Annotated in this window: 28 protein-coding genes and 1 tRNA gene; 13 read left to right on the top strand and 16 right to left on the bottom strand. The window is 64.5% G+C overall.

The features are described 5' to 3' along the window. Positions 1–302 precede the first annotated feature (302 nt). Positions 303–1,301 (top strand): PhoU domain-containing protein, encoded by a 999-nt coding sequence (locus NDI54_RS06545; RefSeq protein ID WP_310895654.1) that lies wholly within the window; start codon positions 303–305, stop codon positions 1,299–1,301. Between the two features lie 54 nt (positions 1,302–1,355). Here the strand turns inward: NDI54_RS06545 and NDI54_RS06540 are convergent, their stop codons facing one another. Continuing rightward, the gene (locus NDI54_RS06540; protein WP_310895653.1) at positions 1,356–1,727 is read right to left on the bottom strand and encodes a 30S ribosomal protein S8e; all 372 of its coding nucleotides are present in this window, start codon (positions 1,725–1,727) and stop codon (positions 1,356–1,358) included. Positions 1,728–1,817: 90 nt separating this feature from the next. Between NDI54_RS06540 and NDI54_RS06535 the strand changes: the two genes are divergently transcribed. Then, positions 1,818–2,258, top strand: coding sequence for a DUF2240 family protein (locus NDI54_RS06535; protein WP_310895652.1), 441 nt, complete (start codon positions 1,818–1,820; stop codon positions 2,256–2,258). Beyond that, the gene (locus NDI54_RS06530; protein ID WP_310895651.1) at positions 2,258–2,602 is read left to right on the top strand and encodes a hypothetical protein; all 345 of its coding nucleotides are present in this window, start codon (positions 2,258–2,260) and stop codon (positions 2,600–2,602) included. Before NDI54_RS06535 ends, NDI54_RS06530 begins: the two co-directional genes overlap by 1 nt. A gap of 67 nt (positions 2,603–2,669) precedes the next feature. Here NDI54_RS06530 and NDI54_RS06525 read toward each other — a convergent pair whose 3' ends face one another. Further along, positions 2,670–3,152 carry a hypothetical protein gene (locus NDI54_RS06525; protein ID WP_310895650.1) on the bottom strand — a complete coding sequence of 161 codons (483 nt, stop codon included), beginning with the start codon at positions 3,150–3,152 and terminating at the stop codon, positions 2,670–2,672. Between the two features lie 121 nt (positions 3,153–3,273). Here NDI54_RS06525 and pyrF point away from each other — a divergent pair, with 121 nt between their 5' ends. Beyond that, on the top strand, positions 3,274–4,107 hold the full coding sequence (gene pyrF / locus NDI54_RS06520; RefSeq protein ID WP_310895649.1) for an orotidine-5'-phosphate decarboxylase: 834 nt from the start codon (positions 3,274–3,276) through the stop codon (positions 4,105–4,107). On the opposite strand, the gene NDI54_RS06515 is transcribed toward pyrF, so the two are convergent. After that, the gene (locus NDI54_RS06515) at positions 4,108–4,308 is read right to left on the bottom strand and encodes a hypothetical protein (protein WP_310895648.1); all 201 of its coding nucleotides are present in this window, start codon (positions 4,306–4,308) and stop codon (positions 4,108–4,110) included. It lies immediately after the preceding gene. A gap of 83 nt (positions 4,309–4,391) precedes the next feature. Between NDI54_RS06515 and NDI54_RS06510 the strand changes: the two genes are divergently transcribed. Next, on the top strand, positions 4,392–4,580 hold the full coding sequence (locus NDI54_RS06510; RefSeq protein ID WP_310895647.1) for a hypothetical protein: 189 nt from the start codon (positions 4,392–4,394) through the stop codon (positions 4,578–4,580). On the opposite strand, the gene trpG is transcribed toward NDI54_RS06510, so the two are convergent. From trpG to trpD, 4 genes are read right to left on the bottom strand one after another with little or no spacing between them, the layout of a single operon-like run. Beyond that, positions 4,577–5,200 (bottom strand): anthranilate synthase component II, encoded by a 624-nt coding sequence (trpG, locus tag NDI54_RS06505; protein ID WP_310895646.1) that lies wholly within the window; start codon positions 5,198–5,200, stop codon positions 4,577–4,579. The two genes, NDI54_RS06510 and trpG, sit on opposite strands and share 4 nt — an antisense overlap. Continuing rightward, complete coding sequence (trpE, locus tag NDI54_RS06500) at positions 5,197–6,801, bottom strand: anthranilate synthase component I (protein WP_310895645.1); 1,605 nt, start codon at positions 6,799–6,801, stop codon at positions 5,197–5,199. The genes trpG and trpE overlap by 4 nt, the downstream gene beginning before the upstream one ends. Then, a complete protein-coding gene (locus NDI54_RS06495; protein ID WP_310895644.1) occupies positions 6,798–7,442 on the bottom strand; it encodes a phosphoribosylanthranilate isomerase in 645 nt (214 codons plus the stop codon). Before NDI54_RS06495 ends, trpE begins: the two co-directional genes overlap by 4 nt. Next, positions 7,439–8,434: an anthranilate phosphoribosyltransferase gene (trpD, locus tag NDI54_RS06490; RefSeq protein ID WP_310895643.1), complete on the bottom strand. Its 996-nt coding sequence runs from the start codon at positions 8,432–8,434 to the stop codon at positions 7,439–7,441. Before trpD ends, NDI54_RS06495 begins: the two co-directional genes overlap by 4 nt. Before the next feature lie 178 nt (positions 8,435–8,612). Between trpD and NDI54_RS06485 the strand changes: the two genes are divergently transcribed. The 3 genes from NDI54_RS06485 to NDI54_RS06475 all read left to right on the top strand — a co-directional run bounded on the left by NDI54_RS06485 (position 8,613) and on the right by NDI54_RS06475 (position 10,285). Further along, a tRNA-Val gene (locus tag NDI54_RS06485) sits at positions 8,613–8,687 on the top strand. Between the two features lie 465 nt (positions 8,688–9,152). Continuing rightward, entirely contained in the window at positions 9,153–9,875 is a 723-nt protein-coding gene (locus NDI54_RS06480) for a class I SAM-dependent methyltransferase (protein ID WP_310895642.1), read from the top strand. Positions 9,876–9,931: 56 nt separating this feature from the next. Next, on the top strand, positions 9,932–10,285 hold the full coding sequence (locus NDI54_RS06475; protein ID WP_310895641.1) for a hypothetical protein: 354 nt from the start codon (positions 9,932–9,934) through the stop codon (positions 10,283–10,285). A 19-nt stretch (positions 10,286–10,304) separates the two neighbouring features. On the opposite strand, the gene NDI54_RS06470 is transcribed toward NDI54_RS06475, so the two are convergent. Next, the gene (locus NDI54_RS06470) at positions 10,305–10,796 is read right to left on the bottom strand and encodes an HTH domain-containing protein (protein WP_310895640.1); all 492 of its coding nucleotides are present in this window, start codon (positions 10,794–10,796) and stop codon (positions 10,305–10,307) included. Between the two features lie 181 nt (positions 10,797–10,977). Further along, positions 10,978–11,298 carry a lycopene cyclase domain-containing protein gene (locus NDI54_RS06465; protein ID WP_310895639.1) on the bottom strand — a complete coding sequence of 107 codons (321 nt, stop codon included), beginning with the start codon at positions 11,296–11,298 and terminating at the stop codon, positions 10,978–10,980. 108 nt (positions 11,299–11,406) lie between these two features. Here NDI54_RS06465 and NDI54_RS06460 point away from each other — a divergent pair, with 108 nt between their 5' ends. Beyond that, a complete protein-coding gene (locus tag NDI54_RS06460; RefSeq protein WP_310895638.1) occupies positions 11,407–12,549 on the top strand; it encodes a CBS domain-containing protein in 1,143 nt (380 codons plus the stop codon). Positions 12,550–12,568: 19 nt separating this feature from the next. On the opposite strand, the gene NDI54_RS06455 is transcribed toward NDI54_RS06460, so the two are convergent. Beyond that, positions 12,569–13,582 carry an NADP-dependent oxidoreductase gene (locus tag NDI54_RS06455; RefSeq protein ID WP_310895637.1) on the bottom strand — a complete coding sequence of 338 codons (1,014 nt, stop codon included), beginning with the start codon at positions 13,580–13,582 and terminating at the stop codon, positions 12,569–12,571. Positions 13,583–13,777: 195 nt separating this feature from the next. After that, positions 13,778–16,003: a CDC48 family AAA ATPase gene (locus tag NDI54_RS06450; RefSeq protein ID WP_310895636.1), complete on the bottom strand. Its 2,226-nt coding sequence runs from the start codon at positions 16,001–16,003 to the stop codon at positions 13,778–13,780. A 200-nt stretch (positions 16,004–16,203) separates the two neighbouring features. Between NDI54_RS06450 and NDI54_RS06445 the strand changes: the two genes are divergently transcribed. Continuing rightward, positions 16,204–16,620, top strand: a complete 417-nt coding sequence (locus tag NDI54_RS06445) for a universal stress protein (protein ID WP_310895635.1) — start codon at positions 16,204–16,206, stop codon at positions 16,618–16,620. Between the two features lie 46 nt (positions 16,621–16,666). Then, complete coding sequence (larC, locus tag NDI54_RS06440) at positions 16,667–18,016, top strand: nickel pincer cofactor biosynthesis protein LarC (protein ID WP_310895634.1); 1,350 nt, start codon at positions 16,667–16,669, stop codon at positions 18,014–18,016. 3 nt (positions 18,017–18,019) lie between these two features. Here the strand turns inward: larC and NDI54_RS06435 are convergent, their stop codons facing one another. Further along, on the bottom strand, positions 18,020–18,817 hold the full coding sequence (locus NDI54_RS06435; protein ID WP_310895633.1) for a hypothetical protein: 798 nt from the start codon (positions 18,815–18,817) through the stop codon (positions 18,020–18,022). 83 nt (positions 18,818–18,900) lie between these two features. Between NDI54_RS06435 and NDI54_RS06430 the strand changes: the two genes are divergently transcribed. Both NDI54_RS06430 and radB read left to right on the top strand, forming a co-directional pair. Then, positions 18,901–19,731 carry a hypothetical protein gene (locus NDI54_RS06430; protein WP_310895632.1) on the top strand — a complete coding sequence of 277 codons (831 nt, stop codon included), beginning with the start codon at positions 18,901–18,903 and terminating at the stop codon, positions 19,729–19,731. Positions 19,732–19,770: 39 nt separating this feature from the next. Next, positions 19,771–20,481 (top strand): DNA repair and recombination protein RadB, encoded by a 711-nt coding sequence (gene radB / locus NDI54_RS06425; protein ID WP_310895631.1) that lies wholly within the window; start codon positions 19,771–19,773, stop codon positions 20,479–20,481. 284 nt (positions 20,482–20,765) lie between these two features. Here the strand turns inward: radB and phoU are convergent, their stop codons facing one another. From phoU to NDI54_RS06405, 4 genes are all read right to left on the bottom strand, one after another. Beyond that, the gene (gene phoU / locus NDI54_RS06420) at positions 20,766–21,446 is read right to left on the bottom strand and encodes a phosphate signaling complex protein PhoU (protein ID WP_310895630.1); all 681 of its coding nucleotides are present in this window, start codon (positions 21,444–21,446) and stop codon (positions 20,766–20,768) included. A 123-nt stretch (positions 21,447–21,569) separates the two neighbouring features. Beyond that, the gene (locus NDI54_RS06415) at positions 21,570–21,881 is read right to left on the bottom strand and encodes a hypothetical protein (protein ID WP_310895629.1); all 312 of its coding nucleotides are present in this window, start codon (positions 21,879–21,881) and stop codon (positions 21,570–21,572) included. A gap of 58 nt (positions 21,882–21,939) precedes the next feature. Then, positions 21,940–23,271: a Trk system potassium transporter TrkA gene (trkA, locus tag NDI54_RS06410; protein WP_310895628.1), complete on the bottom strand. Its 1,332-nt coding sequence runs from the start codon at positions 23,269–23,271 to the stop codon at positions 21,940–21,942. Positions 23,272–23,443: 172 nt separating this feature from the next. Further along, a complete protein-coding gene (locus NDI54_RS06405; protein ID WP_310895627.1) occupies positions 23,444–23,572 on the bottom strand; it encodes a hypothetical protein in 129 nt (42 codons plus the stop codon). Positions 23,573–23,754: the final 182 nt, after the last annotated feature.

Here is a 23,754-nt window from a genome sequence, read left to right as displayed (position 1 = left end):
AACGAAGATGGAGATCGGATAAGTACCCTACTATTAGCCCTATAGCTTGATATAAACAGTATATAGAGATATATAGATTTTTCTCCGAGGTCATGCTCCCCTGTCAAGCGGGCTAGGTGAAGGTCTATACGCAGTGGCTCCGGCCGTCGTCACTAACTACTGATTCTCAGCCGTACCGCTGGTCCTCTTCCGATACGCCGAACCTATGTGTCTCGCTTCCATGAGAAATGACCCCATATTTTCTGTCGGTGATATATAGTTACGACACCTTTTATAAACTATCAGAGCATAGTACTAGTACTATGGAGACACGCAAAGTACAGCTGACGGGTGGGTCTACGTTTACGGTATCGCTGCCGAAAGAGTGGGCGACCGAAAACGGTGTCGAGACCGGTAGTATCGTCGAATTCTACGCCGAGGACGACCTGCTACTGGTTTCGCCACAGCACGAGGACGGCCACGTCGAAGGAACACTCGACGTGACCGGGTTCGAAAACAGGCACGAACTCACGCGGGCGGTGATGACGATGTACGTCAGCGGCTTCGACATCATCCGGCTGGAGGCCCCACGGATCACGGCTGAACAGCGGCGGATCATCCGTGACGCCACGCAGGGACTGGTCGGCCTGGAGATGATTGAGGAGACGGCCGACCGGGTCGTCCTGCAGGACCTGCTCGACTCCTCGGAGCTGTCCGTTCTCAACGCCATCACGCGCATGCGACTGGTCTCGTTGACGATGCTTTCCGACGCCGTCGAAGCGCTCATCGAGGACGATAGCGACCTCGCAACGGACGTGATACAGCGCGACGACGACGTGGATCGGCTCTGGTACATGGTTTCGCGCGTGTTCCGCACCGTCCTGCGGAATCCGACGGCCGCCGACGAGATTGGCTTCCCCCGCGAGACGGTGTTCGACTATCAGTCCAGCGCCCGCCAACTCGAACGCATCGCCGACCACGCGACCAAAGTCGCCAGTCTCTCCCAAGAGATCGGGGAAATCACCGGCGAAACCGCCGATCTGCTCGACAAACTGGAAGCTGAGGCCACATCTGTTCCGGAAACAGCAATGGATGCCCTGCTGGCCGACGACAGCGACGAGGCCGTCGAATTAGCGAACGAGGCCCGCGCCCGGATTCCCGACGTGGACGAGACCGCCCGCGAGGTCGACGGGAAGGTCAGGGAGCTGGACCCACAGAGCGCACAACTGCTCGGCCGCGTCGTCGACTCCCTGTCACGGACCGCCGACTACGGCGGCAACATCGCCGAGAGCGCGCTCCAGAAAGCCGCACCGAGACCCTGACGGGCGCTGTCGCTCCGGGTTTGAGTTGTCGGAAGAAACTGAATGCTCGCCGGGTTACTCGACCAGCACGGCGTTGACCTGGCCGTGCTGTCCGGGGCGGGAGGTCACGCGGGCACGCCCTTCGGAGGTCTCGATGATTGCGCCTTTCGTGATGATGTTCCGTCGAGCGTAGTTCGGGTTCGACGGATTCTCGACGACGTTCTCGATGGTTGCCTGGATGGTTTCCGCGCCGTCAGCGATGCTCGCGACGTTGGTCTGGACCGCACGGACCTTCTGGGTGTTGCCGCGGGCGTCGACGGTCTTCAGTCGCTGCTCGCCGACCTGGGCCTCGATGGTGTCCTTGCCCAGCTCGTGTTTCTTCTTCTTGTGGTTCGGTCGTCGGCGGCCGCCTGTCCGCTTGCGAGGGGAGCGTCCCTGGTCTTTCATACGGGAAGCAAGACCAAGCGGCTACTTGAACCGTTCGATGCCGACTCGCCATCGTAATCGTTACCCCCGCGCCGACCGGTTGCTCTGACGATGAGTCTGAAGACGGCCGTCGCCGCACCGTTCCGCCAGCGCGGGACCGACCGGATGGCGGAAAGCGAGTTCGTCGTCGCGCTCTCGCTCGACCGGAACTGGTTCTCGCCCGATCAGGCCAAAACGCTGGTCGACGTGGCGGCGAGCGAGGGGCTGGTCGAGCGGGACGACGACGACCTGGTTGTCGCCTTCGACGCGACACACACCGACATCCCCGACGGGTTTACGCCGGGCGAGGAGATTCTCCAGTCGCGGTCGACGTTCGAGCGGGTGCTCGATGCGGTCGTCGAGGCCGGCATCGAGAAACAGACCGCCGTCGCCGGCATCAACGCCCTTCAGTCCGACATCGGCGTCACACTGGAGGCCGCGGCCGTCGTGTACGCGCGCAGTGAAGGCGTCGACGTGGTAGACATCGCCGCGGACGTTCGGGAGGACCTCTGATGGTCAAAGACCGGATTTCTGACGGCCGGCGCATCGGACAGCTACTCGCCTCGGAGCTGACCGGCCTCCAGCGCGGCCCGCTCGCCGACGTTTCCGTCGTCGATGCGGACAGGGACGTGGAACCGACGCCGGAGGGAGCCTTCGCGTACCGCGTAACCGCGGACGGCACCGAGGTGGCGGTCGTCGAGGTGACACCCGAGACGGCCCGCCTGATCCTGGAACAGGAGCCGGCGGTCGTCACGGAGCGCAATGATCTCACCGTCGACGGGACAACCGTGGTCGCACACAGCGGCGCGGCGGTGAAAGCCGCGGTCGACGTGCTGGAAGAAACACTTCGGGAGTAAGACGGGTTTTTCAGCAGGACGCGAGCGAGGCCGGTCAGATTGTGGATTCGGCCCGGAATACCGACAGTTAGTGACGACTCGGCTCGGCGATCGCTGCAGATGTCCACGCGACGAACCCGGTGAGGATGAGGACGGAACCGACCACCGACATCGTGGCAGCGATAGCAAGCACCAGCGTCGGAAGACCCAGTGGCGTCCCGACGGCGATGACGATCGGCGTCACGGTGATACAGAGCGAGCCCAGCGCGACGGCCCGGCGCTGTGTCGTCGTCAGATCGATCCCGAGGTGGAACAGCGACCCGGGCTCCGGGTCGGGGGCGGCGAGGCCGAGACACAGCAGCGGGACGCCGATGAACACCAGCGTTGCGGCGACGGCGGACGACCAGAACGCCCACTGGCCGGTCGTCGGCGCAAGCGACAGCAACGCGCCGATGGCGACGAGCGCGACGCCGCCGACGAGTCCGAACCGCCGTAGCCGGGGGTCTTCCAGCGCTTCACTTAGATCCGGAAGGGTCTCGGCCACGTGGCCGACATCCATGAAACGGTCCATGAGCCGCCTTTTGGCCGCGGTGACAAATAGACAGCGGAAAGAATATCAAATCTGATTCCGACGGTATGGGACACGACGCCAGAAGGAAACGCTTGTATCGCTGCCAACCGGCGCGGTATCTATGCACTTCTTCGACCGCCTCGCGGACCGCATCGCGGCCGCCGACAGCGTGGTGTCGGTCGGGCTTGACCCGGACCCCGACCGCCTGCCCGACAGCGTGCTGGACGCCGACCTGCCGCGCTGGCAGTTCAATCGTCGTATCATCGACGCGACCCACGACCACGCCGCCTGCTACAAGCCAAACGCCGCCTTCTACGAGGACCCCGACGGCTGGCGCGCCCTCCAAGAGACTATCGCCTACGCACACGGGAAAGACGTGCCCGTCCTGCTGGACGCCAAGCGGGGCGATATCGGCAACACCGCACGGCAGTACGCCCAGATTCTCGACGATGAGGAGGGACCCGCCGCCGATGCCATCACAGTCAATCCCTTCCTCGGCCGGGACTCCCTGGAGCCGTTCCTCCAGCGCGCGGACAAGGGCGTGTTCGTGCTGGGACGCACATCCAACCCCGGCGGCGAGGACCTCCAGGACCTCGAACTGGCCTCCGGCGAGAAACTGTACGAGCGCGTGGTCCACCTCGCGGACCTCTGGAACGGGAACGGCAACGTCGGCCTCGTCGTCGGCGCAACGAACCCCGACGAACTCGAAGACATCCGCGAACTGGTCCCGGACATCCCGTTTCTGGTCCCCGGCGTCGGCGCACAGGGCGGCGACGCCGAAGCGGCTGTCGAACACGGGCTCGCGGACGGCGTCGGTCTGGTCAACTCTTCCCGGGGTATCATCTTCGCCGGTGAGGACGCCGACGCGCGCCGGGACGACTCCGGCGACGCGTTCTTCAAGGCCGCCGGCCAGTCGGCAAAACAGCTCAAACAGCGACTGAACCAGTTCCGCTGATCAAAAGCGGTACGTGTCCACGCCGTCGGGCATGTTCTCTGGCGAGACGCGGTCGCTCGGTCGGCCGACCTCTGCACCGCATTCGACGCACATCCCGGTGTCCTCGTCCCAGTGGCGGTCACAGACGAGCCGTCCGCACCGGTCGCAGGTGTGGTCCACGTCGGGACGCTCACAGAGTTCACACAGTCCGGCTACGCTCATGGGAGTTGATAGCATAGCTGGCTGTTTGAATCTTTGGCGCAGTGGCCACGAAGTATTTCCCCGTGGACATTCCTCTCTATAGTATGTTGCCACTCCTCCAACTCGGGGCGCTCCCGTCACTGCCGGCGTTACTCGTCGGCTTGCTGGCGATCGCCGTGGTACTGCTGGTCGGTCGACTCGTGATGAAAGTGGCGTGGCGGCTCGTCATCATCGCCATCATCGCCGTCGCCGTCCTCTGGCTCCTCGGAATGTTGGGCTTTCAGGTTATCTAGAGCCCGGCGAGGAAGTTCCGGATCACGTCGTGGCCGACCGCGGTCAGGACCGACTCCGGATGGAACTGCACGGCTTCGATGGGGTGCTCGCGGTGGCGGACACCCATCACCAGTTCCGTGCCGTCCTCGGTTTCTGTGGTTGCGCTGACGACGAACTCCTCGGGAACGTCCTCGGCGATGAGTGAGTGATAGCGTCCGCCCTGGAACCCCTGTTCGAGGCCCGCGAAGACGCCTTTCTCGTCGTGGTCGATGGGGAACGCCTTGCCGTGAATCGGTGCCGGCGCGCGGCCGATGGTGCCGCCGTAGGCGTACACCGCCGATTCGAGGCCGAGACAGACCCCAAGCGTCGGCACGTCGGGGCTGACCTCACGGAGAACATCCAGCGTGACGCCGACATCCCGCTCGTTCTTCGGATGGCCCGGTCCCGGCGAGAGGACGATGGCGTCGGGGTCGAACGCCTCGACATCGTCGAGCGACGCCGTGTTCCGGACGACCTCGGTGTCGGCGTGTTCGGACACGTACTCGACGAGGTTGTACGTAAATGAGTCGAAGTTGTCCACGAACAGCACCCGGAGGTCGTCTCTGACGGCGGCCTCGCCGGCCGGCTGTGACGCGCTCATCGGGGCACCTCCTCTGGGGTGTCGGCCACCGACTGGTCGCTCGCGCCCTCGATTTCCTCCAGTGCCGTCAGCACGCCGTCCATCTTCTGCTCGGTCTCGACGTACTCGCTTTCGGGGTCCGAATCCGCGACGATGCCGGCCCCGGCCTGGACGGTGATGCGGTCCCGGTCGCCCTCGTCTTCGACCGTGGCCGACCGGATCACGATGGCGAAGTCGGTGTCGCCGTCCCAGTCGAAGTAGCCGACGCCGCCGCCGTAGGGGCCACGCGGCGAGCGTTCGAGTTCGTCGATGATCTCCATCGCGCGGATCTTCGGCGCGCCCGAGAGTGTCCCCGCCGGGAACGTCGCGCGGGCGGCGTCGAAGGCATCCTTGTCCGGGGCGAGTCGCCCCGTCACCGTGGATTCGATGTGCTGGACGTGGCTGTACTTGAGGACGTTCATGAACTCCGGGACGCGGACGCTGCCGGCCTCGGCGACCCGGCGCACGTCGTTGCGCGCGAGGTCGACGAGCATCGTGTGTTCGGCCCGTTCCTTCCCGTCGGCGAGCATCTCGCCGGCGAGGCGGCGGTCCTCGACCGGGGAGTTCCCTCGCGGGCACGTCCCCGCGATGGGATTCGAGACGACGTGGTCGCCGGCGACCGAGACCAGCGTCTCCGGGCTCGCGCCGACGATGGTCAGGTCGTCGTAGCCCAGCAGGTACATGTACGGCGACGGGTTCACCGCACGGAGCGCCTCGTAGAAGCCCAGCGGGTCGACCTCGCCGTACAGTTCACGGGTCCGCGAGATGACGCCCTGGTAGATGTCGCCCGAGAGGACGTACTCCTTGGCGCGCTCGACGGCGGCCTCGTACTCGTCTTGCGGGCCGGCGACTTCGTCCTCGCGGCGGAACCCGCCAGTCGAAAGCGGAGCGAGGTCCGAGAGGACGCCCTCGACGCGTTCAGCCTCAGCGACCAGTTCGTCGTAGCGGTCGCCGGCGTCCTCGTCCTGGCGGACGACCGGCGTGAACACGAGCGAGACGGTCTCCTCGACGTGGTCGAACCGGACCGTCGACGTAGTGAGGACGAACTGAGCGTCCGGGAACCGCGAGTCCGGTCGGTCCAGACCGACCTCGTCGAGCCAGAGGTCATAGACGGCGTCATACGAGAGGAAACCGACGAGGCCGCCTTCGAGGTGCTGGCGGTCCATCGCCGGGAAGTTCCGCAGTGCCACGTCGGGCATCGCCGCCCGGAGGTCATCGACCACGTCGCCGCCGTCGGTCGTGACGAGGTCGGCGTAGCGGTCGTCGAACGCCTGGACCTCGCTGTCGTCGCCGGTCACGGTGACGACGGCGCGCGGGTCGTAGCCGACGAAGGAGAAGCGGGCGTGACGGTCGTCAGTCTCCGGGGCGAACGCGCCGTCCGGGTCGCTTGAGGCGACTTTCTCGGCGCTTTCCAGCAGGAACGTGTAGTCGTTTGCGGCCACATCACTCGTGCGGCCGGTCAGCGCCGCGTACGCGGTTAGTGGCTCCACATCCACGTCGAGTTCCGCGGCCGCCCTGACAACGACCGGGCGGTTCGCCTTGGCGTGTTCGACGAACTCCTCGCGGGAGATGTCGAGGGTCATACCGCACCCTCCGGCGCTCGCGTGGCGTTCCGGACGAACCGCTCGACGGCGTCGTGGTCTTTCCGGCCGCCGGAGGACTCGACGCCGCTTGCCACGTCGACGGCGAAGGGCTTGACCGTCTCGACGGCCTCGGCCACGTTTTCGGGAGTCAGACCGCCGGCCAGCACGACGGGCACGTCGAGTGAACCGACCAGATCGCGCGTGCGCTCCCAGTCGTGTGTCTCGCCCGTGCCGCCGCCGCCGTCGGCGTCGACCGAATCGACGAGCAAGGCGTCGGCGTGGTCGGCGTAGGCCTCGATGTCCGGCGCATCCGCCTCGACAACGGCGACGATCTTCTGGGTGAGTCGGCTGTCGAGGGCTCCGAGCTCCGCCGGCGAGAGGCCGTCGTGGACCTGTATCGCATCGGGGTCGATGCCGTCGACGCGCCTGACGGCCTCCTGGACCGTCGTCGGCATCGTCACCAGCACGCTCGTCACGAACGGCGGGACGCCGTCGACGAGCATCTCGGCAGTGGCCTCGTCGACCTCGCGGGGCGTGTCGACCGGGACACCGTGGATGACGCCGACCGCGTCAGCGCCGGCCGCGACGACGGCGTCGCGGTCCTTATCGTCCGTCACGCCACAGATTTTCACGCGCGTCATGCCCCGATCAAGTCTTCGAGTTTGTCGGCCGCCGCGCCCGATTCGATGGCTTGGCGGGCCTGTTCGACCCCCTCTTCGTGCGTGTCGGCAACGCCGGCGACGTAGATTGCCGCGCCGGCGTTGGCGAGGATGATGTCCCGCTTCGCGCCGGTGACCTCACCGGAGACGATGCCACGGAGGTCGGCCGCGTTCTCTTCCGGCGTGCCCCCGGCAATCGCTTCGATATCGTGGCTTTCCAGTCCCATGTCCTCCGGCGTGATGGTGTACTCCGCGATCCGGTCGCCGGTGACCTCCGCGACGGCCGTCTCGCCGTGGATGGCAATTTCGTCGAGGCCGTCGCCGTGGACGACCAGCGCGCGCTCGACATCCAGACGGGCCAGGGCCTCCGCCATCACGGGGACGAGGTCCGGGTCGTAGACACCGAGTACCTGTGCGTCAGCGTCGGCCGGATTCGTCAACGGCCCGAGGATGTTGAAGACGGTCCGCATCCCGAGTTCCTGGCGCGGGCCGATGACGGCCTTCATCGCCGGGTGGAACACCGGCGCGAGCATGAAGCCGATGCCCTCGCGCTCGATGGTCTCCTCGACCTCCGGCGGCTCGGCCTCGATGTCGACGCCGACCTCTTCGAGCACGTCGGCGCTCCCCGACGAGGAGGACACCGAGTAGTTGCCGTGTTTGGCGATCGGGACGCCGGCGCCGGCCGCGACGATGGCGCTCGTCGTCGAGACGTTGATCGTGTTGTAGTCGTCACCGCCGGTCCCGCAGGTGTCGACCAGACCCTCCCGGTCCGGTCGGATGGTCCGCGCGGCGTCGCGCATCCCCTCGGCGAAGCCGGCGATCTCGGCCTCCGTCTCCCCCTTCGCCCGCAGTGCCGCCAGGAGCGCGCCGATCTGGGCCTCGGTCGCGTCCTCGAAGACAGTCGTCGCAACGGTCCGTGCTTCGTCCTGTGTCAGGTCCTCGCCGTCGGTGACGCGTTCGATGTACTCTTTCATTGTATTCACCAATGGACTTTTTCGTGTTGTGATGTACAAATCCGTACATTGACTTAAGCCTATCGGGACCCCTGTCCGTCACCGGACATGTGTGGGCAATCAACAGACGACGTGGCGATACTGAATCCGAAACCTTCAATTATACCCACCGGAAACAGTGAGGTGTACCTCGCAGTGAGGGTTCGTGGTCTAGGTCGGTTATGACACCTCCTTGACATGGAGGAGGCCGGCGGTTCAAATCCGCCCGAACCCACTACTTCTGTCGCGAGCAAACCGCGAGCGACGAATCTACGCGTGAGTGCGGATTTGAACCAGGAAGTGAACCGAAGGGGAACGACCGTGGTTCACAATCCGCCCGAACCCATTTCTGACGACGACACCGACGAGCGAAGCGAGTCTTCCTTCGGTTCACAATCCGTCCGAACCCACGTCTCCCGTCACCACCGATGAGCGAAGCCAGTCGGCAGCAATTGCTGTGCATATTGAACAGGTAAGCTGATAGAATCGAACGTGTCTGAACGCCCTCTGATATGGGTCCTTAACCGTATAACCGTGATACCGTGGGCTTGCGGGTATTGTTACACAGTGATTACGCGACGCTGTCGGTTCGAGGTAGGAGGGCGGTAAGCAGTAATTTCATTTATTAATCACTTATTTGGGTTAACAGACAGATAGTGATACTGTCGAGGGTCGTTCGTCCACTCCCACACCGGGATATATGACTTCGCCAGTCTTCAAGCAACTGTACGAATCTACCCTCGCAGATTCTCTGGACGAGGATGCCGTCCTCCTCGATATCGGCGCCAAGGACGGGAAGATCGCGTCCGCACTCGCCGAGAGCATCGGCTGTCGGGCCATCGTTCTCGACATCGAGTTCGACGACGAGGCGGCCGGGTGCAACTGTGACGCCGTGCAAGCGGACGGGGAGTCGATGCCGCTGCCCGACAACAGCGTCGACGCGATCATCTCCAATATGGTGTTCGAGCACGTTCCGGACGAGGAGCGACTCATCGCCGAAACGGCCCGGGTCCTGACCGACGACGGGATATTCATCTCTATCTGTCCGAACCGCGCCTGGCCGGGCGACGGCCACGGCTATCCGGTGGGGATGCCATGGCTGCCCGAAGGCATCGGCAACCGGATCGCAAAGCCATACGACAGGCAGTACGGCCGTGGCGAGGAGTGGTATCAGGTCGCCTACCACCCCGTGTGGTCGGTCACCGTCCGCAGGGAACTGTCGGCGTATTTCGACAGCGTCGAGTTCCGGTCGGCAGCGTTGCTTGAAGCCGACCTCGACCGGTCGGACACGAAACAGCGCTTGCTCGATACGTTCGCCGAGCCGCTGGAAATGGCCCTTGCCTCGGATATCGGGGAACGTCTCGTCGAAGCCGTGTTTCCGACGCCGGTGTACGTTTCGACACGGCCGAAGTCGCCCCCCTGATCCACAATGGTGACTGTCCAGTACCTTCTTGCCCTGACCGCTGTAGAGACATGTATATGGGAGATCAGGTCCAGTCGGCGGACGCGTTCGAACAGTTCGTGTTGCTTGCGGTTGCGGAACTCGAAACGGCCGGCGAAACGCCGGCTCATTCCTATCACGTCACACAGACCATGAAGGCACATCTCGCGGACATCGAACGCCAGCCCTTCGGCGGCGTCGAGCGCCAGGAAGTCATCGCGGCGCTGGGCCGACTGGCGGACGAGGGTCTGTTGGCCGACGAACAGACGGAGTCGCCGACAGGGAAAGGGCGACCGGGGTACGAACTGGTCGGGGACTCAGAGGACGTGCTCGAAGCGTTGTCGGAAGCGGAGGAGTTCGAGCAGTACGTCGAGGCGATCCGGTCCTCGTAACGAGTAGCAAATAGTTTCTTCAGACAACGCTCACGCCGCTGCGTTCCGTGTCGAGTGCGGGTGGCTGGTCCGCTTTGAGGCGCTCAAGCCGGTCCATGATCGTGTGGACAACGTCGTCTTTCGTACAGGGCGCGACGTGGCTGAGTTCGTTGCCGTCGTACTCGGCCAGCCCCATGACGGGCAGCGCCATGGCGTCGTAGGCCGAGGGTACCGCTTCCGAGTCGACAGTCGTGTCCTGATAGAACGAGTCGAGCGAGACGTTGTTAGTCAGCGCCCACTGCTTGAACTCGGCAACGCGATTGAGAATGAACTTGCCTCTGTCCGTCCGTGCGGCGGCCGACTGCGGCGCGATCTGTTTGCCCCAGATGATGACGTTGAACCCGTCGATATGGTCGTTCTCGTCGAGCGTTTCGAGTTGGGTGATGACTTCTTCCTGGCGCTCGTGCGCGCCGTCGGGGAGCATCGACCGGACGTACAGCTCGATGTGAGGTGTCGGCGTAGTATCACTCATAGCTATCTGACAGCACTCTCGGCTGTCACATATAGCTACTGTGAGAGATGTCTGCATAGCCCAGATTCGCCTATCAGGGCCACAATCGTGTAAAATAGGCCTATGTAGCGAGTGGGTATGCTTCCAACTGTAATATTGGGACAATATCGGTTAACGGTCGAAACCAGTATCCGTCTGCTGACTATTCCCTGTTGGAACCGGGGGAAAGACCATGCACGTTTTCGTGGATGCCGAGGACGAGCGCGGGAACGACTACGATGAAGATGTGTTCCTCGATGGGGATGCCGAGGAAATCGACGCCGGTCCGGAGCGTGATCTCAAAGACACCGACAGTGAGGGTGTACCAGTCCCAGACGTATGCGATGGGATAGAGGACAGCAATCGTTTTGGCCGCCCGTCTGACTGCCCCTGCACGCCATAGCAACGCGATGGCAACGGCACCCCAGACGATTTCGGTGACGAGATACGTGTAGGGACCGAACACGCCGATATCCGGGAGCACACCTCGGTGTTGGTTCCGGGAGCCTAAAAGTTGGGCCGTCTCCCGGTTCTCGGGGATTAAACCAAGCTTGATAACCCTTCACGTAGAACCTTCGAACTGTGAAGCACGATGGATATTGCTGATATCGCCACCAGAGAGTTTGTCGAGGTCGACGCCAACAAACGCCTGGGGAAAGTCCGATCTATCTTCGAGCGCGAGAACCCCAAGGGCATCATCGTCATGGAAGACGGTGAGTACGCTGGCGTTATCACGCAGAAACAGCTGGTCCAGTCCCACGTGGAGGACAACGCGAAAGCGGGGGCGATGACGCGCTCGGCGCCGAAAGTCGAGCGCACTGACGACGTGCGCGAGGTCGCGCGCGTCCTCGTCGAGGGTGGGGTCAAGATCGCACCCGTCTTCGAGGCGGGCGAGCTCTGGGGTATCGTCACCGAGGACGATATCCTCGAAGCCGTTCTCGACAACCTCGACGCACTCAGTGTTGAGGACATCTACACGCGGGACGTGATTACTGTCTCCGAGGAGACCAACATCGGGCAAGTGGTCAATCTCCTCCGGAAACACGGCATTTCCCGGCTCCCGGTGCTCGACGACGAAGACGACCTGAGCGGGATGGTGACCCGTCACGACATCGTCGACATCGTCGTCCGGGACATGGAAAAGGCGACGCGGGGCGACCGCTCGGGTGAAATCGAGCGCGTGCTCGATATGCCCGTCTACGACGTGATGAGCAGCCCCGTCGAGACGGCCAAACTCGACGACTCCGTCGAGGACGCCGTCGCACGGATGCTCGAAAACGACTTCGCCGGGCTCGTGGTCACGCCGGCGGACGACGACGGCCACGTCGCCGGCATCCTCACGAAGACCGACGTGCTCCGGGCGCTGACCTACACCGAGGAAGAGCACATGGATGTCCAGATCACGAACATCAAACTGCTGGACACCATCTCGCGGGCGGACATCCGGGCCGACATCGAGACGGTCGTCGACAAGTACGGGGCGATGCAGGTCCAGCACGCCCACGTCCGCTTCCACGAGCACAAGGAGAAGCTCCGTGGCACGCCGCTCATCCAGTGTCAGATCAGGCTCCGGACCAACAAGGGCCAGGCGGCCGGCTCCGGCGAGGGCTACGGCGCTGAAACCGCGTTCAACGTCGCGCTCGATAAGCTCGAACGGAACGTCCTCGAACTGAAAGGCGTCCAGGCCGACGAGGAGTACCGCGGCCAACTCCTCCGCAAACTGGGCGAACTGTAACTCGGCCGGTCGGTTTTCCCTACCGCTCGGCGACCTGTACGAGCTGCTTCCCGATGTTCTCGCCCTCGAACAGCCCGAGGAACGCGTCGGGTGCGTTCTCGATGCCTTCGGTGACCGTTTCTCGGTACGAAATCTCCCCCGAGGCGACCCACTCGCCGAGTTGCTTCGTCGCGTCCTCGAACCGCGGCTCGAAGTCGGAGACGAGGAGCCCCTGGACGGTCGCGCGAGACTGGATGACATGCATCAGTTTCCGGGGGCCGACCGGGACATCCTCGTCGTTGTACATGGAGATCTGCCCACACACGGCCACGCGGGCGTCGGTGTTGAGCCGCGTGAACACCGCGTCGGTGATCGGCCCGCCGACGTTGTCGAAGTAGGCGTCGACGCCGTCCGGCGCGGCCTCGTCCAGTGCGGCCTGGTAGTCGTCGGTCGTCTTGTAGTTGATCCCGACATCGAAGCCGAGGTCGTCTTCGAGGAAGGCGACCTTCTCGTCGGAGCCGGCGAAGCCGACGACGTGTGCGCCCTGGAGCTTGGCGAGCTGCCCCGCGACGGAGCCGACCGCCCCGGCAGCGCCGGTGACGACGAACGTCTCGCCGGCAGCGGGTTGGGCCACCTCTCGGGTGCCGAAGTACGCTGTCATGCCCGGCATGCCCAGCACGCCCAGCGCCGTCGAAATCGGTGCGAGTTCGGGATTGACCTCCGTAAGCGCTGGTCCGGGTGCGGTGGCGTACTCCGCCCACTCCAGGTCGCCGGTGACGATATCGCCCTCGTCGAAGCGCGCGCCGTTGGACTCGACGACCTCACCGACGACCGCACCGCGGAGCGCGTCGCCTACGTCCCACGGGTCGGCATACGATTCGCCCGCTCGCATCCGGTCCCGCATGTACGGGTCCACAGAGAGATACAGCGTCTTGATGAGTACCTCGCCAGGCCCCGGTTCGGGAACGTCTTCCTCGGAAAGCTCGAACGTGTCGTGATCGGGCGTTCCGTCGGGCCGTTTCGCCAGCCGATAAACGCGATTCGTGTTCGACATCACCCCTCGTACACTTGGGTCCCGAAAGGGGGCTTCGAAAGGAGAAACAAACACCGGTTGTATAATTTATCTAATAATTATACACGGGTGTTGTGCGACCAGCGGGAGAGACATCTCATCAGTGGCATCGATTCACGCGGCACAACGACCGAGCGCGGTCGAATCGCGGCAAAGACAGGAGCAGGGAGGGTGGAGTTACTGGAAGCCGATACGGCCGCCCGTCCCGGCCTGACGCTGCGGACTGGAGCCGCCGCGGAACTCCTCTTCCATCTGCTCGTAGTACTCGCGGATGTCGTCGGTGATGGTCGGACGAACGCTGTCCATCGCCTGCCGGAAGTGGCGCATCTCGACTTCCTCCGCGTCGTCGTCCTCGCGGAGCGCCTCGATAGCGGCCTCCCGGGCGATGGATTCCAGATCCGAACCGACGAATCCATCGCTGACTTCAGCCAGTTCGCGCAGGCTCACGTCGGGCGACAGCGGCGTGTCGTCCGTGTGGATCTTCAGGATCTGCTCGCGGCCCTCGATGTCGGGCTCGCCGATCATCACCAGGCGGTCGAACCGGCCCGAACGGATCAGCGCCGGGTCGATCATGTCCGGCCGGTTAGTCGCGCCGATGACCATCACGTCCTCCATCTCCTCCAGGCCGTCGAGTTCGGTCAGCAGCTGATTGACGACCCGCTCGGAGACGTTCGACCCCATCTCGCCGCCCCGACCCGGTGCCAGCGAGTCGAGTTCGTCGAAGAAGATGATGGTCGGGGCGACCTGGCGGGCCTTCCGGAACGTCTGGCGGATGGCCTTCTCGCTCTCACCGACCCACTTGCTGAGCAGTTGCGGGCCACGGACCGAGATGAAGTTCGCGTCGGTCTCGTTGGCGACGGCCTTCGCCATGAGCGTCTTCCCGGTGCCGGGCGGGCCGTACAGCAACACCCCCGACGGCGGCGTCACGCCCATGCGCTCGAACTTCTCCGGGGAGTTCATCGGCCACTCGACGGCCTCCTGGACCTGCTCTTTGGGTTCGCTGAGGCCACCGACGCTGTCCCAGGACACCTTCGGGAGCTCGACCAAGACCTCCCGCATCGCCGATGGACTCACCTCGTTGAGCGCGCCCTTGAAGTCGTCCCGTTTGATGATCATCCGGTCGATGAGGCTCGGCGGGATGTCCTCCTCGTCGAGGTCGATCTCGGGGAGGTAGCGCCGGAGCGCCTTCATCGCGGCCTCCTTCGTGAGGCTCTCGATGTCGGCCCCGACGAAACCGTGCGTGTCCGTCGCCAGCTTGGCCAGGTTCACGTCGTCGGACAGCGGCATGCCGCGGGTGTGGATCTGGAGGATCTCCTCGCGGCCCACCTCGTCGGGCACGCCGATCTCGATCTCGCGGTCGAAGCGGCCCGGGCGACGCAGTGCCGGGTCAACGCTGTCGACGCGGTTCGTCGCGGCGATGACGATGACCTGGCCCCGCGACTCGAGGCCGTCCATCATCGTCAGTAGCTGGGCGACGACACGGCGCTCGACCTCGCCGGTCACGTCCTCGCGCTTGGGCGCGATGGAGTCCAGCTCGTCGATGAAGATGATCGAGGGCGATTCCTCGCTCGCGTCCTCGAAGATCTCCCGTAACTGCTGTTCGGACTCACCGTAGTACTTCGAGATGATCTCGGGGCCGGCGATAGAGAAGAAGCTGGCCGAAGTCTCGTTGGCGACGGCCTTCGCCAGCAGCGTCTTCCCGGTGCCGGGCGGTCCGTGGAGCAACACCCCCTGTGGCGGCTCGATGCCGAGTTTCTTGAAGATCTGGGGGTGTTTCATCGGCAGTTCGACCATCTCGCGGACCCGCTGGATCTCGTTCTGGAGGCCGCCGATGTCCTCGTAGGTGATGCCACCGCCGGTCTTCTCGAAGCCGGAGATCGGCTCTTCTCGGAGCTCAACCTCGGTGTCTTCAGTAATGAGACAGACGCCTTCGGGCTCGGTCTCGACCGCGATGAGCGGAATGGCCTGGCCCGGCGAGCGCATGAACGGGTGGTTCGTCGAGGACATCACCGGGACGATGTCGCGCTCGACGACCGGCCGTTTCAGTATCTGTCGTTTAACCATGCCGGCGGCGTCGGAGCCGAACTGGACCGACGCCTCCTCGGGCGGTGCGAGGACGAGCTTGTCGGCCTTCTCGGCATCGGCCTTCCGAATGGTGACGCGCTCGCCGATACCCACGTCGGCGTTCTGGCGCGTGAAGCCGTCGATGCGGACGGTGTCCGTGTTCCAGTCCTGTCTGTCCGCGCGCCACACCTTCGCGGCGGTCGTATCGCTCCCCTCTATCTCGATGATGTCGCCGGGAGAGAGCTTGAGATGCAACAGCGTGTCGGGATCGAGTCTGGCGATACCGCGCCCCGAGTCGTTCGGGTACGCTTTCGCCACTTCCAATTGGACTTCGTTCATAGTAGAGCCTGCTTACACTGAACTCGGGTAGCCCCGGAGATATGCTTTATGCTACCGGCGGGCAAGACATACGGCGACGGGTTTATATGATACGTAATAACACACCGCACAGCCTGGGCTAATAGCCCTCGGCTTGGGCTGGAGTGACACAGGCTGCCGCCACCGCCGCGTTTCATAAGGCTGGGCACGATAGCGCCGGTATGGTATTTCTCGTTCCCTTCGACGGATCACCGCTTGCAGACGCCGCGCTCGACCGTGCTGTCACCTACGCCGAAGCGCTCGGCGAGGACGTTGTCGCCGTTGCGTTCATCCCCACGGGGAGCGACTACGCCGAGCGCCGCCGTCGGGTCGATCCGACCGAGGACTTCGCCGCCGAGACCGCCGCTGACGATCTCCGGCGCAAGATCGAGGAAGCGACCGACGACGCCGAACTCCGCTACGACGACGTGAGCGCCCACTCCACCAGCGAACTGTCGACGACGATCAGACAGACCGCCCGCGATGTCGACGCCAGCGTCGTGTTCCTCGGCAGCGACGACACCGAGGACATCGTCGTCCCCATCGGTGAGGTCACGGACGGCGAGGACTACGACGTACACATCGTCCGCCGGGCCTGAGGGCGTAGCGGGAGGGCTTTTACTGGCGCGGCCTGAGCCTCCGGGTATGCGAACACTCGCTTTCGACGGCCGCATGGGTGCGGCTGGCGATATGCTGCTTGGCGCGCTGCTGGCCGCCGGGGCCGACCGCGACGCCCTGTCGCCGGTCGAAGACGAACTTCCTATCGAGTACGCCGTCTCCGAAGTGGATCGCTGCGGAATCGCTGCGGCGCGTGTCGAGGTACTGCTGACTGACGCTGATAGCGACGGCAATGGGTTCCATGACCACGCCCACGACGACGGGCATTCACACGAACACACGCACGACGAGCACTCGCACAGTCATTCACACACCCATGACGGCGATGACAACGACCATACCCGCGACCACGACGGCGATGACCACGACCACACACACGCCGAAGGCCACGGTCCAAGTCGAACGTACGCCGAGGTGGTCGATCTCGTCGAAGAAATGGGCCTCCCGAAGACTGTCAAAGCCGATGCATTGGCGATGTTCGAGATTCTCGGCGAGGCCGAAGCGTCAGTCCACGGGACGGACCTCGACGGGACACACTTCCACGAGGTCGGGGCCGACGACGCCATCGCCGACATCGTCGGGGCCTGCCTCCTGCTGGATGACCTCGACGTGGACCGGGTCGTGACGACGCCGCTGTCGACCGGCGGCGGCACGGTCGAGATGAGCCACGGCACCTACCCCGTCCCGACTCCCGCGGTGGTCGAGATCGCCGAGCGGGCCGACTGGTCGCTTCAGGGCGGCCCCATCGACAGGGAACTGGTGACGCCGACCGGCGCGGCGATTTTCGCCCACATCGCCGAGGGGACCGAGTCCCTGCCGCCGCTGAAGGTCGATACGTCGGGCTACGGCGCTGGCGGCTGGAATCTCGACGACCGTCCCAACGTCCTGCGGGCGCTGGTCGGCGACGGCGCGGGTCGGCTCCGCCGCGACGAAATCACGGTACTGGAAACGAACGTCGACGACGTTTCGCCCGAAGTGCTTGGCGACCTCCAGCGCACGCTCGCGGATGTCGGGGCGCGAGACGTGTCGATAGTCCCGACGACGATGAAGAAATCCCGGCCCGGCCACATCGTCAAGGTCATCTGCAAGCCAGAAGACGCCGAGCGAATCGCGCGCCGTCTCGCCGAAGCGACCGGGACACTCGGCGTGCGCGAGTCCGGGGCCGGCCACCGCTGGGTCGCCGACCGCGAGTACGAGACGGTCGCGCTGTCCGTCGACGGCGAGCAGTTCGAGGTCACGGTCAAGGTCGCAAGCGACACCGACGGGACGGTGTTCGACGTGAGCGCGGAGTACGACGACGCTGCGGCCGTCGCCGACCAGACGGGGCTGTCCGTCCGCGAGATACAGCAGCGGGCCGAACGGATGGTGCGCGAGTAGCCGCTACTCGTCGGCCGAATTCTGCTTCGACTGTTCGGTGTCGGAGTGCTGCTGGTCGCCGGCCGCTTCCGAGTCACTACCGTGTTCCGCCAGCGCCTCCTCCACGGTGAGCGCGCCGCTGGCGACCCGTCGGGCGAGCCCCTCGCTGATGGCCCGGTTCGTGTCGCTTGCCTCCCGCGACCGGTCCTTGATTTTCTGGAGTTCGCCGGCCGTGGGCTCGATGGTTCGGCTCTCGATCTCCTCGCCCTCCAGACGGGCGATGTTGACCGCGGCCAGCACGTCGCCCATTCCGCGTGCACCGGAACCGAGATACGGTGTGGTCCCCGTTTCGTCGACCAGTTCCACCGGCACGGACTGGATATCGTCGATGATGCGCGCGCCGACCAGCCGCGCGCCGTCACCGATGCGCACGACCGGGTTGACGGCGTCTTCGACCTCCCGGCGGACGATCTCACCGGCCTCCGCCGCGGGTACCTGAAACGCCGCGACGACCATGTCGCCGTTGAGAATCGCGACGCCCGGCCGTTCGCCCGGGTCGATACCGATGACGGTGCGGCCGTCGCCGCCCCGAAGCGTCGAGATGACCGATTCGACGGCCTGTCGCGGGGCGTCCGGGGTTGCCTGCACAACCGCCACGCCGTCGGGGATTTCGACCGACTCCCCCGCCGCGATGACCGCCACTTCCGCCTCGTCGGGCCACTCGTCACCCGGCTCGATAGTCGTGAACTCGACGCCGCGGTCGCGCAGCTCGTTGACGACGCCGTGGTACACTTCGAAGTCCTCGGTGGCGACGACTATCACTGGCCGGCGCTTGGTCCGGTGTCTACTTACCGTTGTGGCCTCCCGACCCCGGAGTTTTGTACGAGCGTGCGAATTGTAGCGATATGCCGCCCTCCACCGCCGAGACCGCCGCAGAGCGATCCGGGGACCCGCTTTTCGCTCTCGTCGCCGGCCTCTACGTCGCGTTGCTGGCGATAGCGCCGACTGCCTTCGCCGTGGCCCGTCTCGTCTCCGGAGACCCGGCCGTGCTGTACGGAACCGTGTTAGCGACGGTCACTGTCGGGACTGGCCTGGGCTGGTGGGCGACTGTGCGGTTCGGGAGCTTCCCCTATCGTCTCGGTGCGACACGGGCGCGCTGGGTCCCCGGCCTCGTCGGTCTGGGGTATGCCTTCGCAGGCCTACTCTCGCTCGGCTGGGCCGGCGTTTTCGGTGTCCTCGCCATGTTTTCGGGGATGGGCGCGATGGCTCTGGGAAGCGTGTCAGGTGTGATGGCTCGCACGCGCTACATCGACGCCCTCCTCGCGGACAGCGAGCGCCACTGTGTGTTCACTGCTGGCTGGCCCAGCGCGGCACGGAACCGCCTCCTGGCCCTGGTGCTGCCGCTGTGGGCGGTCAGTGCCGCCGGGTTCGCATCGGTGTTCGTCGCACCGGGGCTCTGGCCGCTGACGTTCGCACAGATACTGTTCCCGGTGGGGGTAGGTATCTTCATGCAGAGCGAGCCCAGGGAGTACGCCGTCACGGCCGAGGGCCTCGAACAGCGACTTCCCGTCGCCAGACGCCTGCTCCCGTGGACGCAGTACACGGGCTATACCCGCACTGCGGACGCGCTGGTCGTCCACCGGTCACGGTGGTTCGACAGCCGGTTCGCGCTTGCGGACTTGGCCGATCCCGACGCGGTCGAGGCCGCACTCGCCCGCTATCTCCCGGCGACATAGGTACCAGTGTTTTTATCCGAACCTGCCTAACTCCCCGTCGTGAGCGAGTACGTCCCGACTGGGTGTGACGCTATCGACGACCTCCTGGGTGGTGGGCTGGAGCGCGGCGCGGTCACGCAGGTGTACGGCCCGCCGGCGGCCGGCAAGACCAACCTCGCGCTGTCGGCGGTGATGGAAGTCGCCGCCGCCGGCGACGCGGCGCTGTACATCGACACCGAGGGGCTCTCGGCTGCCCGCATGGAGCAGGTCGCCAGTGGCCGGGCACGCGGGACGGCCCAGACTGTTGATGACCTCGCCGGCCGACTCATCATCACCGAAGCGCTGGACTACGACGAGCAGACCGAAGCCGTCCAGGACGCCGCCGAGTTCGCGGCCGAGGTCGAACTCATCGTGCTCGACAGCGCGACCGGGTTCTATCGGCTCCGCCGCGACGACGAGGACGGCGGCGAGACGCTCCGAGATGTGGCCCGCCAGATCACCCACCTGCTCTCGCTGGCCCGCAAACACGACATCGCCGTCCTGTTCACGAATCAGGTGTTTACTGACCCGGATAGCGACCGCTCGACGGCGCTTGGGGGCCACACCCTCAACCACTGGTCGGGCGCAATCGTCCGCCTCGACCGGTTCCGCGGCGGCAATCGTCGCGCCACCCTGGAGAAACACCGCGCCAAACCGGCCGGCGACACGGCGCAATTCCGCATCACTGACTCGGGGCTTATGGGCGACGACACGCCCGAGACCCCGCAGTAGGCGACGGATTACGAAAACCGAGGTCTGGCGCGCGCCGTCGCGGCGACGGCCGCGTCGCAAGCGCGAGGGACGAGTCGCGCAGGCGAGCACTGCGAGCCGAGCAACGCAGTCGGCTGGGGAGGTGTGTGGCTGTCACGGTTTGTGGTTGTTGGAGTTACTGCATACCGCGCGAGCGGGGCGAGCGCGGTTTCACCGGAATCGAGGCCTACGGCCGAGATTCCGGCCTTTTTCATGAACGTTTTTCGAGGAATGGTCGCCTTCGGCGACCCGACGATGAAAAAGGTTCAGTAGATGAGGTCGTCGTCGTTCTCGACCATGTACAGCGTCCGCGCGGCGATGTTGACGGCGTGGTCGCCGACCCGTTCGATGTCCCGAATCGTCAGCAGGAGTCGGGACACATCGGCCATCAGCTGCTCGATCTCGGCCTCACTGGAGTCGGCGTCGATCTCACGCTCGATGAGGTCGCGCACGACCGTCTCGGAGGCGGCTTCACAGCGCTCGTCCACCTCGTCGTCGACGTCGGCGATAGTGTAACACTGGTCGGCGTCCTCCTCGCCGTAGGCGTCCATGGCGTTCTCGACCATCTCGATGGTGATGTCGGCGACCTCCTGGATGTCGACCTCGGGGTAGACGTCGCGTTCGGCCTCTAGCGAGTACTCGCCGAGGTTCGTGGCGAGGTCGCCGATCCGTTCGAGGTCGGTGATGATCTTGAACGACGCGGCGATAAAGCGGAGGTCGGACGCGACCGGCTGTTGCAGCGCCAGCAGGTCGATGCAGTCCTGTTCGAGGTCGAGATACAGCTGATTGATCTCGTGATCGCCCTCGATGACCTCCCGGGCCATCTCCTCGTCTTTCTGTTCGAGCGCATCCAGCCCCAGCCGGAGCCGTTCGAGGACGACCTCTGACATATAGAGGACATCCTCACGAAGCGAGTTCAGTCCCTCCTGATAGGAATCGCGTGGCATAGTCCGGAATGTGCTAGTGGCATGCATCAGCCTTTCCCTTCTCCCAATATCTCCCGATACCCGCCGGAATGACGGTCGTGACGCGTCCTACCCGTTGACCGGCCACGTGACATCGGAACGCGATTACCGGGTTGCCGTCTCGATCTCAGCTCGAGGGTGAATTTCCAGGGTCGTCGCATCGCCGAGGACCGTCCCGCCATCGACGCGTTCGACGCGTAACACCACGTCCTGTGGCGTGGCACAGCCACAGCTCACGAACTCGGACCACTCCTCGCCGATGGACACTGGCCCGCCGTGGGCGCGCCGGAGGTACTGCCGATAGGTGTCCCCGCACAGTTCGTCGACGATCCACTCAGTATCGACGCCGGACCAGGGATTCTCACCGGCGGCGCTGGGAGCGAACGAGAGAACGATGCGGTCCGCAGTCGAAGTCATACGGTAGCTGAGGCGACAGCGAGGCTTATCCCTTGGGGCGCAGTCCCCGTCGGCACGGCTACAGTTTGTCGTTGACCGCTTCCAGGCACGCGGCTTCGACGAACACGACGACGTGGTCGCCGGGTTCGATAACCGTGTCACCGCGGGGGATGACCAGTTCGCCGCCGCGGCTGATGGCCCCGATGACCACGCCGGTCGGGAGTTCCTTGACCGACTCCCGGATGGGGCGCCCCGCGAGGACGCTCTCGGCGGAGACCTCGATTTCGAGTACTTCGGCGCGATCAGACTCGATGATTGCGACCTTCGTCGCGTCGTACTCCCGGGTGAACCGCGTGATTTCCTCGGCGGTCGTCTCACGGGGATTGACAGCCACGTCGACGCCGACGGCCTCGAACAGCTCGACGTACTCGCCGGAGTTGACGACGGAGACGGTCCGCTCCGCACCGAGTCGCTTGGCAAGCAGCGTCACCAGGAGGTTCTTCTCGTCGCTGTCGAGCGTCGCGACCACGGCGTCGGCGTCCGCGACGTGTTCCCGTTCGAGGAACTCGCTGTCGGTCGCGTCGCTTTCCAGCACGGTGGTCCCGCGAAGGTTTTCGGCGAGTTCGCGCGCTCTCTCGTGGTCCTGTTCGACGAGCCGCGGTTTGATCCCGCGGTCCTGAAGTAGTCGAGCGGTGTGATAGCCGACATCGCTGCCGCCGACGATGAGGACATTCTGGGTCGTCTCGGAGTCCGGTGCGATTTCGGTCGCGAACAGGCGGACGCTCTCGCGGCTGCCGATGACGACGATATCGTCGCCCGCCTTGATGACCGTCTCCCCGCGCGGGATGATGACTTCGTCATCGCGCAACACGGCAGCGAAAGTCAGAGATTCGTAGCGGTCGGCTTCCGCGACGGTCAGGTTCGTAATTGGGCTGGACTCGAGTACCTCGAACTCCCCCATCTGGACCTGCCCGTCGACGAACGTTTCAACGTCACGTGCACCGGGAAGCCCGATGACGCGGGAGATGTTCTCCGCAGTGAGCAGGTTCGTTGCGACCATGTGATCCACGCCGAAAGCGCCCTTGGATTTCTCCCAGGTCCGGAGGAATTTCGCGCTCTTGACGCGGGAAATGGTGAACGGATCGGCGGCCGTTATCGCCGTCCCGCAGGTCACGATGTTCGTCTCGTCATCGTCGGTACTGGCGATGAGCACGTCGGCTTTCTCGAGACCGGCCTCGGAGAGCGTGTCGAGTTCTGCGCCATCTCCCTCGATGCCGAGTACGTCAGCATCATACATCAGTTCCTCCACGCGGTCAGGATCGATATCGATGACAGCGACTTCGTGACTTTCCGCGAGGCTCTTGGCGATGTTCGAGCCGACCTCGCCCGCGCCGACGATTACGATATACACGGCTGTGCCTCCGCCTGATACATGTACATCGCGTTTCCACCGACGGGTGAAGTGTATTTTCATCCGTCCAGCGAGCGACGGGACCACGATACCGTTGAACCCGAGCTATCGAAACCGACCGAAAACAGGGAGGAGATGTCGCTCGGGACGCTTTCACTGGGGTCGGAGCCTGCTATGTCTCCTCTCGGAGCGGTACGTCTATCCAAGGACAGAGTGCTGACCGACGCTGAAACCGTTCGACCGCGTCGAACGATTCTTTCGTCTCTTCGATCGCCTTTCGCATGCTGGCGTAGTCGGTCATATCGCTCTGTCTGTCTCCCCACCGTTTGATTATATGCCTCTTTACGGCCAGTGACTGGCCAGTAGACGCCTACTTCTATCGGTCGCTCGCAGGTTTCTGTGTCGACAGCAGCTCGAAACACAGCAGCATACCGATCTCTCATCCAAAGCCCTGTCCAGTACGCACGGCCGCTGGGCGGCCCC

It is taken from the genome of Haloarcula terrestris (assembly GCF_031624315.1).
GTDB lineage: Archaea > Halobacteriota > Halobacteria > Halobacteriales > Haloarculaceae > Haloarcula > Haloarcula terrestris.
Note: the sequence above shows the minus strand (reverse complement) of the source record. Positions and strands in the feature narration are given on the sequence as shown.

Bases quoted from the DNA above. Each gene is read 5' to 3' on its own strand.
- NDI54_RS06545 (WP_310895654.1), top strand. From the start codon at position 303: ATGGAGACACGCAAAGTACAGCTGACGGGTGGGTCTACGTTTACGGTA.
- NDI54_RS06540 (WP_310895653.1), bottom strand. From the start codon at position 1,727: ATGAAAGACCAGGGACGCTCCCCTCGCAAGCGGACAGGCGGCCGCCGA.
- NDI54_RS06535 (WP_310895652.1), top strand. From the start codon at position 1,818: ATGAGTCTGAAGACGGCCGTCGCCGCACCGTTCCGCCAGCGCGGGACC.
- NDI54_RS06530 (WP_310895651.1), top strand. From the start codon at position 2,258: ATGGTCAAAGACCGGATTTCTGACGGCCGGCGCATCGGACAGCTACTC.
- NDI54_RS06525 (WP_310895650.1), bottom strand. From the start codon at position 3,152: ATGGACCGTTTCATGGATGTCGGCCACGTGGCCGAGACCCTTCCGGAT.
- pyrF (WP_310895649.1), top strand. From the start codon at position 3,274: ATGCACTTCTTCGACCGCCTCGCGGACCGCATCGCGGCCGCCGACAGC.
- NDI54_RS06515 (WP_310895648.1), bottom strand. From the start codon at position 4,308: ATGAGCGTAGCCGGACTGTGTGAACTCTGTGAGCGTCCCGACGTGGAC.
- NDI54_RS06510 (WP_310895647.1), top strand. From the start codon at position 4,392: ATGTTGCCACTCCTCCAACTCGGGGCGCTCCCGTCACTGCCGGCGTTA.
- trpG (WP_310895646.1), bottom strand. From the start codon at position 5,200: ATGAGCGCGTCACAGCCGGCCGGCGAGGCCGCCGTCAGAGACGACCTC.
- trpE (WP_310895645.1), bottom strand. From the start codon at position 6,801: ATGACCCTCGACATCTCCCGCGAGGAGTTCGTCGAACACGCCAAGGCG.
- NDI54_RS06495 (WP_310895644.1), bottom strand. From the start codon at position 7,442: ATGACGCGCGTGAAAATCTGTGGCGTGACGGACGATAAGGACCGCGAC.
- trpD (WP_310895643.1), bottom strand. From the start codon at position 8,434: ATGAAAGAGTACATCGAACGCGTCACCGACGGCGAGGACCTGACACAG.
- NDI54_RS06480 (WP_310895642.1), top strand. From the start codon at position 9,153: ATGACTTCGCCAGTCTTCAAGCAACTGTACGAATCTACCCTCGCAGAT.
- NDI54_RS06475 (WP_310895641.1), top strand. From the start codon at position 9,932: ATGGGAGATCAGGTCCAGTCGGCGGACGCGTTCGAACAGTTCGTGTTG.
- NDI54_RS06470 (WP_310895640.1), bottom strand. From the start codon at position 10,796: ATGAGTGATACTACGCCGACACCTCACATCGAGCTGTACGTCCGGTCG.
- NDI54_RS06460 (WP_310895638.1), top strand. From the start codon at position 11,407: ATGGATATTGCTGATATCGCCACCAGAGAGTTTGTCGAGGTCGACGCC.
- NDI54_RS06455 (WP_310895637.1), bottom strand. From the start codon at position 13,582: ATGTCGAACACGAATCGCGTTTATCGGCTGGCGAAACGGCCCGACGGA.
- NDI54_RS06450 (WP_310895636.1), bottom strand. From the start codon at position 16,003: ATGAACGAAGTCCAATTGGAAGTGGCGAAAGCGTACCCGAACGACTCG.
- NDI54_RS06445 (WP_310895635.1), top strand. From the start codon at position 16,204: ATGGTATTTCTCGTTCCCTTCGACGGATCACCGCTTGCAGACGCCGCG.
- larC (WP_310895634.1), top strand. From the start codon at position 16,667: ATGCGAACACTCGCTTTCGACGGCCGCATGGGTGCGGCTGGCGATATG.
- NDI54_RS06430 (WP_310895632.1), top strand. From the start codon at position 18,901: ATGCCGCCCTCCACCGCCGAGACCGCCGCAGAGCGATCCGGGGACCCG.
- phoU (WP_310895630.1), bottom strand. From the start codon at position 21,446: ATGCCACGCGATTCCTATCAGGAGGGACTGAACTCGCTTCGTGAGGAT.
- NDI54_RS06415 (WP_310895629.1), bottom strand. From the start codon at position 21,881: ATGACTTCGACTGCGGACCGCATCGTTCTCTCGTTCGCTCCCAGCGCC.
- NDI54_RS06405 (WP_310895627.1), bottom strand. From the start codon at position 23,572: ATGACCGACTACGCCAGCATGCGAAAGGCGATCGAAGAGACGAAAGAA.